General features: G+C 75.3%; 14 protein-coding genes. 7 read left to right on the plus strand and 7 right to left on the minus strand.

Translation table 11 applies throughout. The features are described 5' to 3' along the window. Complete coding sequence (locus tag ACFQ11_RS26410) at positions 1-507, minus strand: hypothetical protein (protein WP_378303296.1); 507 nt, start codon at positions 505-507, stop codon at positions 1-3. Between the two features lie 216 nt (positions 508-723). Between ACFQ11_RS26410 and ACFQ11_RS26415 the strand changes: the two genes are divergently transcribed. Both ACFQ11_RS26415 and ACFQ11_RS26420 read left to right on the plus strand, forming a co-directional pair. Continuing rightward, a complete protein-coding gene (locus tag ACFQ11_RS26415; protein ID WP_378303298.1) occupies positions 724-1389 on the plus strand; it encodes an MBL fold metallo-hydrolase in 666 nt (221 codons plus the stop codon). 163 nt (positions 1390-1552) lie between these two features. Further along, the gene (locus ACFQ11_RS26420) at positions 1553-2083 is read left to right on the plus strand and encodes an ATP-binding protein (protein ID WP_378303300.1); all 531 of its coding nucleotides are present in this window, start codon (positions 1553-1555) and stop codon (positions 2081-2083) included. Between the two features lie 16 nt (positions 2084-2099). On the opposite strand, the gene ACFQ11_RS26425 is transcribed toward ACFQ11_RS26420, so the two are convergent. Beyond that, the gene (locus ACFQ11_RS26425; RefSeq protein WP_378303302.1) at positions 2100-3386 is read right to left on the minus strand and encodes a hypothetical protein; all 1287 of its coding nucleotides are present in this window, start codon (positions 3384-3386) and stop codon (positions 2100-2102) included. Between the two features lie 238 nt (positions 3387-3624). Between ACFQ11_RS26425 and ACFQ11_RS26430 the strand changes: the two genes are divergently transcribed. Together ACFQ11_RS26430 and ACFQ11_RS26435 are read left to right on the plus strand one after the other, a co-directional pair. Next, positions 3625-4710 (plus strand): S-(hydroxymethyl)mycothiol dehydrogenase, encoded by a 1086-nt coding sequence (locus tag ACFQ11_RS26430; protein WP_378303305.1) that lies wholly within the window; start codon positions 3625-3627, stop codon positions 4708-4710. Further along, positions 4710-5339, plus strand: coding sequence for an MBL fold metallo-hydrolase (locus ACFQ11_RS26435; RefSeq protein WP_378303307.1), 630 nt, complete (start codon positions 4710-4712; stop codon positions 5337-5339). The genes ACFQ11_RS26430 and ACFQ11_RS26435 overlap by 1 nt, the downstream gene beginning before the upstream one ends. A gap of 36 nt (positions 5340-5375) precedes the next feature. Here the strand turns inward: ACFQ11_RS26435 and ACFQ11_RS26440 are convergent, their stop codons facing one another. After that, on the minus strand, positions 5376-6998 hold the full coding sequence (locus ACFQ11_RS26440) for an adenylate/guanylate cyclase domain-containing protein (protein WP_378303309.1): 1623 nt from the start codon (positions 6996-6998) through the stop codon (positions 5376-5378). A gap of 162 nt (positions 6999-7160) precedes the next feature. Between ACFQ11_RS26440 and ACFQ11_RS26445 the strand changes: the two genes are divergently transcribed. Together ACFQ11_RS26445 and ACFQ11_RS26450 are read left to right on the plus strand one after the other, a co-directional pair. Beyond that, a complete protein-coding gene (locus tag ACFQ11_RS26445) occupies positions 7161-7499 on the plus strand; it encodes an SPW repeat protein (RefSeq protein WP_378303311.1) in 339 nt (112 codons plus the stop codon). A 67-nt stretch (positions 7500-7566) separates the two neighbouring features. After that, positions 7567-8187: a TetR/AcrR family transcriptional regulator gene (locus ACFQ11_RS26450; RefSeq protein WP_378303313.1), complete on the plus strand. Its 621-nt coding sequence runs from the start codon at positions 7567-7569 to the stop codon at positions 8185-8187. 30 nt (positions 8188-8217) lie between these two features. Here the strand turns inward: ACFQ11_RS26450 and ACFQ11_RS26455 are convergent, their stop codons facing one another. Continuing rightward, positions 8218-8712 carry a winged helix-turn-helix transcriptional regulator gene (locus tag ACFQ11_RS26455; protein ID WP_378303315.1) on the minus strand — a complete coding sequence of 165 codons (495 nt, stop codon included), beginning with the start codon at positions 8710-8712 and terminating at the stop codon, positions 8218-8220. 108 nt (positions 8713-8820) lie between these two features. On the opposite strand from ACFQ11_RS26455, the gene ACFQ11_RS26460 reads away from it, so the two are divergent. Further along, the gene (locus tag ACFQ11_RS26460; protein WP_378303318.1) at positions 8821-10206 is read left to right on the plus strand and encodes an MFS transporter; all 1386 of its coding nucleotides are present in this window, start codon (positions 8821-8823) and stop codon (positions 10204-10206) included. Here ACFQ11_RS26460 and ACFQ11_RS26465 read toward each other — a convergent pair. From ACFQ11_RS26465 to ACFQ11_RS26475, 3 genes are read right to left on the minus strand one after another with little or no spacing between them, the layout of a single operon-like run. Beyond that, on the minus strand, positions 10203-11594 hold the full coding sequence (locus ACFQ11_RS26465) for a vWA domain-containing protein (protein ID WP_378303320.1): 1392 nt from the start codon (positions 11592-11594) through the stop codon (positions 10203-10205). The genes ACFQ11_RS26460 and ACFQ11_RS26465 overlap by 4 nt on opposite strands. Position 11595: 1 nt before the next feature. Beyond that, positions 11596-12501, minus strand: coding sequence for an AAA family ATPase (locus ACFQ11_RS26470; protein ID WP_378303322.1), 906 nt, complete (start codon positions 12499-12501; stop codon positions 11596-11598). Next, complete coding sequence (locus ACFQ11_RS26475; RefSeq protein ID WP_378303324.1) at positions 12498-12902, minus strand: hypothetical protein; 405 nt, start codon at positions 12900-12902, stop codon at positions 12498-12500. The genes ACFQ11_RS26470 and ACFQ11_RS26475 overlap by 4 nt, the downstream gene beginning before the upstream one ends. Positions 12903-13255: the final 353 nt, after the last annotated feature.

The raw sequence follows: 13255 nt of genomic DNA on the forward strand, positions 1-13255 counted from the left end.
TCACCCGCCGCCAGCCGCCGCCGCGAGCGTCCAGAACAGGAACAGCACCGCGGTCGTCACGCCCCACGCGACCGCCCGCCAGGACAGCTCCCCGCAGCGGTGCGCGGCCGACAGCAGCCGCCGCAGCTCCCGGTCGCGGACGCCCGCGTCGAGCGCGGCGGCCGAGGCGAACGTCGTCCACGGCACCGACGGGTCGAGCGGCGCGCCGGTGCGGCCGCGGACCTCGCCGAGCACCGCCACCATCGTCCGGCGGGACCGGACCGCGAGGGACGCCGAGGTCGCGAACGACCCGGCGAGCACGGGCAGCAGCGCGAGCGCGGCGGCGCCGGGCGGCCCGGCGGCCAGCCGCGTGACGGTGCCGACCAGCACCAGGGTGAGCAGCACCGCCGCCATCGCGGCGTCCTGCCCGCAGAGCCGGACCAGCGCGCACGCCTGCCCGAGGAGGTCCTCGGGCGGTTCCGGGCGCGGTCCGGGACGAGACGCGGCGACCCTCCGATCCACCTGCATCGCCCCACCGTCCTCACGGTCGAACCTGATCTGCCAGTGACCATGGTGCGGCCGCGGCCGGAAGATTTCCGCCCACCAGTGCACGCTGCGGCTGAGTCACGTGACGCATTTCCGCCGCGCCCGCACGGCCCCGCCGGACCGTGCCCGCCGCGCCCGATGGTGGAAGATGGTCGTCCGGCATCGAACGCGGCCCGCCGAGGCCGCCTAGGAGGACCCATGACGTACACGGGGAACGTCGAGCCCGGCGGGCGGCCCGACGTCCGGGAACTGCCGGGCCTGACGGTCACGAAGGTCTCGGTGGGCCCGTACGACAACAACGCCTACGTCCTGCGGTGCACCGCCACGGGCGAGCAGCTGCTCGTGGACGCGGCCAACGAGGCGTCCCGGTTGCTGGAGCTGGTCGGCGACGGCCCCCTCGCCCGGATCGTCACCACCCACCGGCACCAGGACCACTGGATGGCGCTGAGCGAGGTGGCGCGGGCCACCGGCGCGCCCGTCGTCGCGCACCCCCGCGACGCCGAGGCGCTGCCCGAGCCCGTCGCCGAGCCCGTCGAGGACGGCGACACCGTCCGGGTCGGGCGCGCCGCGCTCGAGGTGATCCACCTGCGCGGGCACACGCCCGGCTCGATCGCGCTGCTGTACGACGCGGGCGGGGAGCTCGCCGACCGGCCGCACCTGTTCACCGGGGACAGCCTGTTCCCCGGCGGCATCGGCAACACCTGGGGCGACCCGACGCTGTTCAAGCAGCTGCTCGCCGACGTGGAGGAGCGCGTCTTCGCGCGGCTCCCGGACGCCACCTGGTTCTATCCGGGGCACGGCAAGGACTCCACGCTCGGCCGCGAGCGTCCCGCCCTGCCGGAGTGGCGCGCCCGGGGCTGGTGACCGGCCGCGCGCGCCCGGCCGCATCCGGCCGCCGTCCCGCCCGGAACAACCGGCGGGGGGTGTTCGTTTCTTCAAGCACACTTCCGGCGGCCAGGAGAGCGACATCCACGACATCGACGAGGTCGATCCGGGTCCGGCGCTGCACTACCCGGCCGGTTCCCTCGTGCTCGTCGCCGGCCTGCCCGGCGCCGGCAAGAGCACGCTGCTGAACCGGCTGTACGGCCTGCGCGGAGACGAGATCGCACCGGTGCCCGCGGGCGACGTCCTGGTGATCGACTCCGGGCAGGCCCGCAACTGGTGGGCGCGGCGGCTGCGCCCGCTGCCCGCGGTCCTGCGCACCCCGCTGATCCACACCACGCACGTGTGGCGGATCGGCCGGGCCGTGCTGCGCGGCCGCGGCGTCGTCGCCCACACCCGCGGCACCTGGCCGCACATCCTGTACCTCTTCGCGTGGATGGCGCGGCTGCACGGCGGCGGAGTGCACCTGATCCTGATCGACGTCGACCCCGAGACGGCGCGGGCGGGGCAGTTCGCCCGCGGCCGCGTGGTCACCCGCACGACGTTCCAGCGGCACTGCCGCCGCTGGCGCCCGCTGCTCGACAGCGCCCGCGGCGGCGCCGTCCCGCCCGCCGCCGGGGTCACCGTCCTGGACCGGAACACCGCCGACAAGCTCCAGGTCATCCGCTTCCACTGAGCCGGGGACGCGGGCGTCACCGCAGCCGGGAGAACCAGCGGGCCGCCATGCCCGTCGCCGCCACGTTCGACCCCAGATGCCGCGACCCCTCGTGGAGCCGGACGTCCACGTCGACGACGGACACCGGCGCGCCGCGCCCCCGGAAGGCCGCCGCGCAGGCCGCGGTGTTCGCGGTGACCGCCTGCTCGTCGCCGTCCATCCGGTACAGCCGGACGGGCGCGCGCGGCGTCCAGGCCGTGCAGACCTCGGCGTCCACGCGGAGTCCTTCGGCGAACGTCCCCGACGGGTGCCGCAGGAGTTCCAGGCCGCGCGGGGTGAGCAGCTCGCCGAGCGTGCCGGGGAGGCCCCGCAGCATGACGGGGCCGGGGGTCGTGCCGTCGAAGTACTTCTCGACGCGCCCCGCGTACGGGGCGCGGAACAGCTCCGACGGCTCCCCGTAGACGCCGCCGAAAATCCGGTTCCAGGACGTGAGCAGGTAGGCCGCGTACGCGACGCCCAGCTTCGGGGCGATCTCCCCGCTCAGCAGCGCGGGCAGCTCCGACCCGCGGAAGTCGTAGGCGCCGCTGATCGGCGCCACCGCGCGGACCCGGAACCGCCGGTCGGCGCCCTCCTGCAGCGCCCGCGCCAGGCCCAGCGCGGACGACGCCCCCTGCGAGAACCCGGTGACCAGGACGTCCCGCTCGAGCACGTGCCCGCGGCGCGGCGCGAACGCGCGGGCCGCGCGCAGCATGTCCAGCGCCGCCGACGTCTCGGACGGCACGTGCTTCCACGGGTGGACGCCCGGTCCCTCGCCGAGGCCCAGGTAGTCGGGGGCGACGGCGGCGAAACCGGCGGCGCCGAAGGCGACGGCCGGGCCGCGCGCCCACACGTCGTCCGCGACCGAAGGGGCGTCCGGCTTGTAGCTGGTCGTCCCGTGCGTGTAAGAGACGGTGCGGAGCCGCCGCTCGCCGGTGCGCGGAAGCGCCAGCAGGCCGCTCGCGGTGGTCGGCCGGCCGTGCGCGTCGACCGTCCGGTACACGAGCCGGTAGGCGTCCACCCCGTACCGGACGGACGCGGTGTCGAAGCCCCCGCCCGCCAGCCACGGGCCGACCTCGGCGGCGGTCATGCCGCCGAGGTGCCGCACCGACACGACGCCGCCCCGCCGGGCGTCCCCGTGCACGGACCCGGCGGCCGCGGCGGCGGGCTCCGCGCGCGGGGCGGTCTCGGCCGCGAGCACACCGGCGGTGACGGCGCCCGAGACGACGGTCCCGGCGACGAGACCGGCGGTGACGCCGGCGGTGATGCGGGCGGTGGGACGGAACATGGGATCCCCTTCCGTGATCGGTCCCCCAAGCCTTCAGCCGGCCCTCCCGCGCGCTCCACACCCGCAATGGCGATCTCGGACCCGCTACCCGAGCGGGTCCGGTGTCCCTCCGAAGGCGTAGATCCTCGCGTCCCCTCCGGGCCGGAACGAGTTTTTCCGGAGGATGAAAGTGGCGTGAGACGGGCGGGGCGGGGATTTATAGGGTCGTCGGACACCGCAACGACGAGGAGACAAGAGCATGGCGCAGCAGGTACGCGGGGTCGTCGCACCCGGCAAGGGGGAGCCGGTGCGGATAGAGACGATCACGATCCCCGACCCCGGCCCCGGGGAGGCGGTGGTGGACGTCCGGGCGTGCGGGGTCTGCCACACCGACCTGCACTACCGGGAGGGCGGGATCAACGACGAGTTCCCGTTCCTGCTCGGGCACGAGGCCGCCGGGGTGGTGGAGTCGGTCGGCGAGGGCGTCACCGAGGTCGAGCCGGGCGACTTCGTGGTGCTGAACTGGCGGGCCGTGTGCGGGCAGTGCCGGGCGTGCCTGCGGGGACGCCCCTGGTACTGCTTCGACACCCATAACGCGTCGCAGCGGATGACGCTGGAGGACGGCACGGAGCTGACGCCCGCGCTCGGCATCGGCGCGTTCGCCGACAAGACGCTGGTGGCCGCCGGGCAGTGCACGAAGGTCGACCCGGCGGCGAAGCCGGAGGTCGCGGGGCTGCTCGGCTGCGGCGTGATGGCCGGGCTCGGCGCGGCGATCAACACCGGGAACGTCGGCCGGGGCGACTCGGTCGCGGTCATCGGCTGCGGCGGGGTCGGCGCGGCGTCGGTGCTCGGCGCGCGGCTGGCCGGCGCGGCGAAGATCATCGCGATCGACCTGGACGAGCGCAAGCTCGCCACCGCGACGTCGCTCGGCGCGACGCACACGGTCCACGCGAAGGACGCCGACGTCGTCGAGTCCGTGCGGGAGCTGACCGGCGGGTTCGGCGCGGACGTGGTCGTCGATGCGGTCGGCCGCCCGGAGACCTACGAGCAGGCGTTCTACGCCCGCGACCTCGCCGGGACGGTCGTGCTGGTCGGCGTGCCGACCCCCGAGATGAAGCTCGAGCTGCCGCTGCTGGACGTGTTCGGCCGCGGCGGCTCGCTGAAGTCGTCCTGGTACGGCGACTGCCTGCCCTCGCGCGACTTCCCGATGCTGATCGACCTGTACCTGCAGGGACGCCTCGACCTGGACGCGTTCGTCACCGAGACGATCGGGATCGGCGACGTCGAGGCGGCGTTCGAGAAGATGCACCACGGCGACGTCCTGCGCTCGGTGGTGATGCTCTGATGGCGGCCCGCATCGACCACCTGGTCACCTCCGGGACGTTCTCGCTGGACGGCGGCACCTGGGAGGTCGACAACAACGTCTGGATCGTCGGCGACGAGAACGAGGCGATCGTCGTCGACGCCGCGCACGACGCCGAGGCGATCCACCGGGCGCTGGACGGCCGGAGGCTGGCGGCGATCGTGTCGACGCACGCGCACGACGACCACATCGACGCGGCGCCCGCCCTCGCCGACGCCACGGGCGCGCCCGTCCTGCTGCACCCGGACGACCTGATGCTGTGGAAGCGACGGCACCCGGACCGCGACCCGGACGGCGCCCTGGCGGACGGGCAGGTCGTCACGATCGCGGGCACGGACCTGACCGTCCTGCACACTCCCGGCCACAGCCCGGGCGCCGTGTGCCTCCACGCCCCCGAACTGGGCACGGTGTTCTCGGGCGACACCCTGTTCAAGGGCGGTCCGGGGGCGACCGGGCGGTCGTTCTCCGACTTCCCGACGATCATCACGTCGATCCGGGAGCGGCTGCTGACGCTTCCGGAGGACACCGTCGTCCGCACCGGCCACGGCGACGCGACCACGATCGGCGAGGAGGCCCCGCACCTCGACGCGTGGATCGCCCGCGGCCACTGACACCGGACGCCGCCGCGCCCGCCCGTGCCGTCGCCGCTAGGACGGCTCGTCCGCGGGCGCGGCGAGGCGGGTGGGGCGGGTGCGGCCGCGCAGGACGACCTCGTCGCCGAGGGCCCAGCGGGCGGCCTCGTCCGGGCCGGCGGCGTCGAGGAGCGCCCCGGCTGCGAGGACGCGCGCGGGCGTGGCCTTCGCGAGGTCGGTGAGGCGCGCGGCCTCGTTCACCGGGTCGCCGATCACGGTGTACTCGAAGCGCTCCTCGGCGCCGATGTGCCCGGCGACGGCCTCGCCCGCGGAGACCCCGACGGCCGCCTCGACCCCGCGGGCCTCGGCGCGCAGCCGGGCGGCGAGCTCGCGGCCCGCGGCCAGGGCGCGGGCGGGCGCGTCCGGCAGGTCGAGCGGCGCCCCGAAGATCGCCAGGGCGGCGTCGCCCTCGAACTTGTTGATCCAGCCGCCGTGCGCGCCGACGACCTCGACGACGACGGCGAAGAAGTCGTTGAGCAGCTTGACGACCTCGGCGGGCGGGCGGTCCGCGGCGAGGCGGGTGGACCCGATGATGTCGACGAACAGCACCGCGACCTCGCGCAGCTCGCCGCCGAGGTCGACGCCGCGCTCGACGGCGACGCGGGCCGCGTCGGCGCCGACCTGCCGGCCGAACAGGTCCCGGAGGCGCTCGTGCTCGCGCAGGCCCGCGGCCATGTGGTTGAACCCGGCCTGCAGGAGCCCGACCTCGCTCCCGTCGTAGACGGGCACCTCCACGTCCAGGTCGCCGTGCTGGACGCGGGCGAGGCCGTGCCGGACGGACTCGACCGGGTCGGCGATCGCGCGGGCCGCCCCGTAGGTGACGAAGAAGCCGATGACCAGGGCGATCCCGCCGAGGGTGAGGACCGCGACGGCGAAGTCGCGGACGGTGATCCGCGCGATGAGGAACGACCCGACCGCCAGGGTGATCAGGCCGAGGATCGGGACGGCGGTGCCGAGCGCCCACGCGAGGACGGACCGGGCGACGACGCCGGGCAGGCCGGTGCGGCGCGGCAGCTCGCTGCGCAGCGCGGTGGTCACCGCGCGGCGGAGCAGCCGCTCGGTGAGCAGGTAGACGATCGTGCAGGTGGTGAGGCCGCCGAGGAGGCTGGTCAGGCCGAGCTTCACGGCGAGCAGCCAGGAGAACGGCAGGTTGATCAGGACCCAGCCGACCGTCCCGATGCCCCACAGCGTCAGGTGCAGCGCCATCAGCCGGAGCGGCCCGTACAGCAGCAGGGAGCGTTCGCGGCGCTGCGGCTCGTCGTGCCGTTCGGCCAGGCGCCGGACGCGGCGGAAGAACCGTTCGCCGAGGAGGAGCCCGACCGGGACGGCGGCGGCGACGTAGACGGTGAAGACGACCAGGTTGACCAGCTTGATGCGCTCGGAGACGTCCCCGACCGGGTCGGGGACGACGACGGCGAACAGCAGCACGACGAGCGCGCCGCCGAGGTTGGCCAGCCCGGTCGCGACCGTGACCAGGATCCGGGCGCGCCGCGCGACGGCGGCCCGCGAGTCGCCGGGCCGCCCGTCGATCAGCCGCCACAGGGGGCCGAGCAGGCTGCGCCGGGGCCGCGGCGCGGTCGCCGGGGCGAGCGCCGCGCCGGTCCCCGGGCCGGGATCGTCCGCCGAATCGGTCTCCATGGGCGTGCAGGGTAGCCGGTCCGGGCCGGCTGTCCGCGGGTGCCGCCCATGTCACCGGAAAGAGGGATGAGACCGTCCTTCCGGTCAGGTTGACCGGTCGGTCAATCAGGGCAGCCTCTCCGGTACCGGATCCGCTGGAGCACGACCCCCCGGAGGTGGCACATGGACAAGTTCGCGTGGCAGGACGGGGTGGCCTTCGTGGCCGGCCTCGTCGCACTGCTCGCCCCCGGCCTGTGGGCCGACGACGCGGGCGAGCAGCCGCTCATGGTGCTCGGCGCCCTGCTCGCCCTCGCCGGCCTGTACGCGCTGCTCGGCGCGCCCGGCCCGACGGCGTGGACGACGACGGCGTTCGCCCTGCTGATCTTCGTGTCGCCGTGGGCGTTCGGCTTCACCGGCGCCGACGCGGCGGCCTGGACGGCATGGATCGCCGGCGCCGTCGCGACTATCGTCGGCCTGTGGGGAGCCACCCGGGCGCGCGGCCGGACGCCGGCCGCGACCTGAATCCGTACCCGATGCGGTCCCGGACGCCCGCGCGTCCGGGGCCGTCCGGCATGTGGGGGGAGCGCCGATGAGAACGCGGTCGTCCGGGAAGCACCGGCCGGGCCCCGGCCAGGCGGAGGGCGGCGACGGGGAGGTCTCCTCGCGCACCCGGATCCTGGACGCGGCCGAGGCGCTGTTCGCCGAGCGCGGCTACGAGGCCACGTCGACGGCGCGGATCGCGCGCCGGGCCAAGGTCCCGAAGGGGCTCGTCTTCCACTACTTCCCGCAGAAGATGGACGTCCTCGTGGCGCTGATCGACGAGCGCACGTTCGTCGAGGAGCTGGACGCGTCCGGCGGCGGGATGGACGACGCGGTGCCGGGCGACCCGGCGGGCACCTTGTCGCGGCTGGCCCGCAGGCTGCCGCTGCGGGCGTCCCCCGCGATGCGCCGGATCCTGTTCCGCGAGGCCGACACGCACACGTCCGTCCGGGAACGCCTCGGGCGGCTGAACGGCGAGGTGTTCCTGCGGGCGCGGCACGCGCTGGAGCTCGCGCTGCCGGGCGCGCGCGGCGACCAGGCGCGGCTGGAGGTCGCGGCGGCGACGTTCACGGCGGTGCTGATCTACCAGGAGAACCTGGCGAGCGTGACCGGCCAGCACCTCGACCCGGACGCCGTCGCCGAGCTCATCGCCCGCGCCCTCGGCACCTGAGGGGCCGGGCCGGGCCGCCGTTCCCCGGCGTCAGGTCCGGATGGGCTCCAGCAGCCGGTGCGGCGAGCGCAGGACCCGGCTGACGGGGTCGTCGCGGTTCCGGACGCCCGGCCCGGCGTGGATCTCGAGGTCCTCCATCGGGACGAGGGCGCCGCAGGACGGGCACGTCCCGTCGGGCCGCACGCGGGCGCCGCAGGCGACGTGGACGAACAGGCGGCACGGCTCGGCGGACATGTGCTCCTCGCTCCACCGGGCGAGGCCGTGCACGACGGGCCACAGGTCGCGGCCCCCCTGGGTGAGGACGTAGTCGTGGCCGTCCTTGGCGAGCACTCCCGCCTCGACGAGGGACTGCAGCCGCGCCGACAGCACCGCGCGCGGGATGTCCAGATGGACGAGGAAGTCGCTGAACCGCCGGACGCCGTACATGGCGTCCCGGACGATCAGCAGCGTCCAGCGCTCTCCCACGACCTCCAGGGCGCGGGCCAGCGAGCAGTCCTGTGCCGCGTAGTCCTTGCCGAGTGCCATGCGCCCACACTATCCCAGCTTGGGTTCATTGAACGAACCAAGCCGTGCTACGGTCGCGAAGTTCATTGACCGAACCGCTTCGTTCACCGGACCACCACGGGAGTGCGCATGACGACCCTGGCGACACCGGCGGCACCCGGGCGCCGCGCGGCCGGCCCCTCCGCCGCGCTGGCCCTGCCCGCCGCCGCCACCCTGCTGGCGCTCATGAACTACTGCGCCCCGGCGGCGACGCTCGCCGACACCGCCCGCGGCCTGCACGCCGGGGCGACCGCGCAGATCTGGCTGATGAGCTCGATCAGCCTCGGGCTGGCGGCGGCGCTGCTCGCCGTGGGCAGCCTCGCCGACGACCACGGGCGCAAGCGGATGTTCGTGCTCGGCGCGGCCCTCCTCGCCGTCTCCAGCGTCGCGTGCGCCCTGGCGCCGGACGCCCTCACCTTCGTCGCCGGACGGATCGTGCAGGGCGCCGCGAGCGCCGCGCTGCTGGCGACCGGCCTCGGCATCGTCGCCGCCTCCTTCGCGCCGGGCCCGCGCCGCGCCCGCGCCACCGGCACGTGGGGCGCGATGGTCGGCCTCGGCATCGCCCTCGGCCCGATCGCCGCCGCCGGGCTGACCGTGCTGGGCGGCTGGCGGCTCTGGTACTGGGCGACGGTCGCCGCCGCGGCGCTGCTCGCCGCCGTGGCCGCCCGGGCGCTGGAGGAGTCCCGCGCCGAGCGCCCGCGCGGCCTGGACGTGCCCGGCCTGGTCACCATGAGCCTCGGCGTGGGGGCGCTGGTCGCGGCGATCACCTGGGGCCGCACCGGCTGGACGAGCCCCGGCGTCCTCGCCCTGTTCGCCGCGGCGGCCGCGCTGCTGGCCGCGTTCGTCGCGGTCCAGGCGCGGCGCCGCGAGCCGATGGTCGACCTCGCGCTGTTCCGGCGACCCGCGTTCCTGCTGTCGGTGACGGGCGCGCTGGTCACCGGGCTCACCGTCATCGGCGTCATGACGTACTCGGCGACGATGATGAGCCTGGTGATGGGCATGTCGCCGCTCGCGGCGGCGCTCGTCCTCGCGATCTGGTCGGGGCTGTCGTTCCTCGTAGCGCTGCAGGCGCACCGCCTCCCGGCCCGGCTCCCCGTCCGCCGGCTGCTGGCGGCCGGGTTCGCGCTGGCCGGGGTGAGCGAGCTGGCGATGGCGGTGTTCGCCCCGGGGGCGCCGTGGTGGCGTCTCGCGCCGGGCCTCGCCGTCGCGGGCGTCGCGAGCGGGCTGACGAACGCGATGCTCGCGCGGCTCGCCGTCGACAGCGTGCCCGCCGACCGCGCGAGCATGGGATCGGGCGCGAACAACACCGCCCGCTACATCGGCGCGTCCGTCGGCGTCGCGGTCGTCGGGGCGGTCGCGACCGGTTCCGGGCACGACCCGTCCGCGCTGGCGCACGGGACGAACGTCGCGCTCGTCGTCTCGGCCGTCGCGGCGCTCGCCTACGCCGCGCTGGCCCTCGCCATCCGGGAGCGTTAGGCCAGGTCCTCCACGAAGGCGGCGAGCTGGGCGAGGTTGCGGCACTCGTGCATCTCCACGATCTCGCCGTACCGGGACGCGGCGGAGTCGCCGGTGTCCCACAGCCGGCGCGGCTCCGGGTTCAGCCAGTGGGCGTGGCGGGCCCGGCCCACCAGGTCCCGCAGGACCGGCAGGGACAGCTCCCCGTAGTTGGACCGGGCGTCGCCGAGGATCAGCAGCGACGTCCTCGGCCCGACCGCGTCCCCGTACCGGTCCGCGAACACCTTGATCGCGTGCCCGTAGTTGGAGCGCCCGGTGATCCAGACGAGGTCGGCCTCCTTCGCCATCCGGGTCATCGCGTCGGCGACGTCCGCGCCCGGCTGGAAGTACTTGGTGATCTCGTCGGTGGCGTCGATGAACGCGAACGCCCGCACCTTGGTGAACTGCTCGCGCAGCGCGAACGTCAGCAGCAGCGTGAAGTGCGCGAACGCCGACACCGAGTCGCTGGCGTCGCACAGCACGACCAGCTCCGGCCTGTGCGGGCGGCGCGGCCGGTAGTGCGTGGTCAGCGGCACTCCCCCGCTGGCCAGGGACGCGCGGACGGTGCGGCGGAAGTCCAGCCGCCCGCGGTCGCCGCGCCGCTGCTTCTGGACGAGCCGGGTGGCGAGGCGCCGCGCCAGCGGATACACCTCGCGGCGCAGCGCGTCCAGTTCGGCGCGGCCCGCGCTGGAGAAGTCGAGCCGCTCCAGCGGCGGCCGGACCGTCAGCCGGGCGGTCCGCTCCACGCCGGTGTCCTCGGCGATGCGCCGCCGCACCTCCCCGGCGACGAGGTCCTCGAACCGGGCGATGCGGTCGCGGAAGGTGCGCCGCGCGACCCGCTCGGCCATCCCTCCCCGCTCCCGCCCCTGCAGCACGGCGTTCAGGAGCCCCGCCATGAGCGTCTCGGGCGACAGGGCCCGCAGGACGCCGGAGGAGAACCAGGCTTCCTGGCCCTCGGGCCGCCCGTACTCGGCGACGGCCGTCCGGGCGAACTGCCGCAGGCCCGCGTCGTCCCCGGTCAGCAGCAGGTCCGCCAGCTCCTCCCGGCGCAGCCGCACCCGCGGGTCCAGCGGCGCCGGGACGGGACGCCCGTCCGCGCCGAGCGTCCGCGCGGCCCGCTCGGGCGGGGCGCCCGCGCCGTCCCCGACCGCGGCCGGGAACCACAGGTCGAACAGCCGGTCGAACGCGAGGCGGTGCGCGGGCCGCTTGACCACGGTGGCGGCGTACGCGGCGCGCAGCGCCTCCCGGTCGAGCAGGTCGACGGCCCGCATGGCGCGGACCGCGTCCAGGCCCTCGGCGACCGACACCGGCAGCCCGGCCTCGCGCAGCGCCGCCACGAACCCGGTGTGCCGGTCGACGAGCGACGCCATGTCAGCCCAGCCCCAGTTCCTTCGCCGCGCGCTCCTGGTCGGACGCGTGCTTGAGGACGACGCCGAGAGTGCGGGCGACGGCCGCCTCGTCCAGGTCGTCCAGCCCGAGGGCGAGCAGGGTGCGCGCCCAGTCGACGGTCTCGGCGATCGACGGGGCCTTCTTGACCTCGAGCGCCCGCAGCGTCCCGACCGTCCGGACGAGCTGCTCGGCCAGCTCCGCCTCGATGCCGGGGACCTGCGCCAGGACGATGTCGCGTTCCCGCTCGGGCGCGGGGTAGTCGAGGTGCAGGTAGAGGCAGCGGCGCTTGAGCGCCTCCGACAGCTCCCGGGCCGCGTTCGAGGTGATCAACACGAACGGGCGCCGGACGGCCTCGACGGTGCCGAGCTCGGGGATCGTGACCTGGAAGTCCGACAGGACCTCCAGCAGCATCCCCTCGACCTCGACGTCGGCCTTGTCGGCCTCGTCGATGAGCAGGACGGTCGGGCCGGTGCGGCGGATCGCGGCCAGCAGCGGCCGCTCGAGGAGGAACTCCTCGGAGAAGATGTCGTCGTGGGTCTCCTGCCAGGCCCGGTCCTCCGGCGCCGCCTGGATGGCGAGGAGCTGCTTCTTGTAGTTGAACTCGTACAGGGCGCGGGCCTCGTCCAGGCCCTCGTAGCACTGCAGCCGGATCAGCTCCGACCCGGTGGCCGCGGCGACGGCCTTCGCCAGCTCGGTCTTGCCGACGCCCGCGGGCCCCTCCACCAGCAGCGGCTTGCCCAGCGCCTGCGCGAGGAAGACGGTCGTGGCGATCGCCTCATCGGTCAGGTACCGGACGCCCGCCAGCCGCGCGGCCGCGTCGGCGGGCGACGCGAACGCGCCGCCGGCCGGCACCCCGGAGGCGATCTCGGACACGGTGCTCTCGCTCATCCCTTGACCTTCGTGTACGTCTGGTTCGTCCCGGCGAACGTCAACTCGTCCCCCTTCTCACCGAGGGTGACACCCCAGTAGGACGCGGTCTTCGGGTCGCCGCCCTCCCAGGAGAACCGGTACTCGCGCCCGCCCTCGGGGATCACGCTGCCCTTCCACAGCTCATGGCCGCCCTTCATCCATACGCCCTTGCCGTCCGCCGTGAACCGGAAGTAGTCCTCGGCCTTGCCGACCCAGCGCCCCACGAGCGGCTTCACCGCCGCCGGGGACACCTCGGGCAGCGGCGCCATCGTCGTGGGCGGCGCGGACCCGGCGGCGTCCGTCCCGCCGTGGCCGCCTTCCCCGCCGCCGCAGCCGGTGAGGACGAGCGCGGCGGCCGCGCACCCGGCCAGGGCGGTCATTCGGGCCCGCACTCTCACGGGAACCTCCGGAGCGTCTCGGCGGCGAAAGCGGCAGTGTACCGACGGGTAGCCGGGTGGGCGGGATCGGGCCGCCGGCCCGTCCGCCCGCCCCCTGCGAGGGACCCGGAGGTTACCCCCTCCGGGTGACGTCCCGGCGCGGCGGACGCACGTATAACCGGACCATGACGACCCCACGCCTGCCCCGCGAGGACCTGGCCGCGGCGCTGGCCGCCCGGCGGGAACTGGGTCCCGACTACGACGACGCCTTCATCGAGACGGTCGTGAACCGCATCGAGGAGGCGCTCGACGTCCGCGGCGTTCGCGTCCCGGCGCCCGCGCCGCGGGCCCGTCCC

Origin of the sequence: Actinomadura sediminis (genome assembly GCF_042675525.1) — a bacterium.
Taxonomy (GTDB): Bacteria; Actinomycetota; Actinomycetes; order Streptosporangiales; family Streptosporangiaceae; genus Spirillospora; species Spirillospora sediminis.

Excerpts from the sequence above, each read along its gene's own strand:
- ACFQ11_RS26410 (WP_378303296.1), bottom strand. The coding sequence starts at position 507 with ATGCAGGTGGATCGGAGGGTCGCCGCGTCTCGTCCCGGACCGCGCCCG.
- ACFQ11_RS26415 (WP_378303298.1), top strand. The coding sequence starts at position 724 with ATGACGTACACGGGGAACGTCGAGCCCGGCGGGCGGCCCGACGTCCGG.
- ACFQ11_RS26425 (WP_378303302.1), bottom strand. The coding sequence starts at position 3,386 with ATGTTCCGTCCCACCGCCCGCATCACCGCCGGCGTCACCGCCGGTCTC.
- ACFQ11_RS26430 (WP_378303305.1), top strand. The coding sequence starts at position 3,625 with ATGGCGCAGCAGGTACGCGGGGTCGTCGCACCCGGCAAGGGGGAGCCG.
- ACFQ11_RS26435 (WP_378303307.1), top strand. The coding sequence starts at position 4,710 with ATGGCGGCCCGCATCGACCACCTGGTCACCTCCGGGACGTTCTCGCTG.
- ACFQ11_RS26440 (WP_378303309.1), bottom strand. The coding sequence starts at position 6,998 with ATGGAGACCGATTCGGCGGACGATCCCGGCCCGGGGACCGGCGCGGCG.
- ACFQ11_RS26445 (WP_378303311.1), top strand. The coding sequence starts at position 7,161 with ATGGACAAGTTCGCGTGGCAGGACGGGGTGGCCTTCGTGGCCGGCCTC.
- ACFQ11_RS26450 (WP_378303313.1), top strand. The coding sequence starts at position 7,567 with ATGAGAACGCGGTCGTCCGGGAAGCACCGGCCGGGCCCCGGCCAGGCG.
- ACFQ11_RS26455 (WP_378303315.1), bottom strand. The coding sequence starts at position 8,712 with ATGGCACTCGGCAAGGACTACGCGGCACAGGACTGCTCGCTGGCCCGC.
- ACFQ11_RS26460 (WP_378303318.1), top strand. The coding sequence starts at position 8,821 with ATGACGACCCTGGCGACACCGGCGGCACCCGGGCGCCGCGCGGCCGGC.
- ACFQ11_RS26465 (WP_378303320.1), bottom strand. The coding sequence starts at position 11,594 with ATGGCGTCGCTCGTCGACCGGCACACCGGGTTCGTGGCGGCGCTGCGC.
- ACFQ11_RS26470 (WP_378303322.1), bottom strand. The coding sequence starts at position 12,501 with ATGAGCGAGAGCACCGTGTCCGAGATCGCCTCCGGGGTGCCGGCCGGC.
- ACFQ11_RS26475 (WP_378303324.1), bottom strand. The coding sequence starts at position 12,902 with ATGACCGCCCTGGCCGGGTGCGCGGCCGCCGCGCTCGTCCTCACCGGC.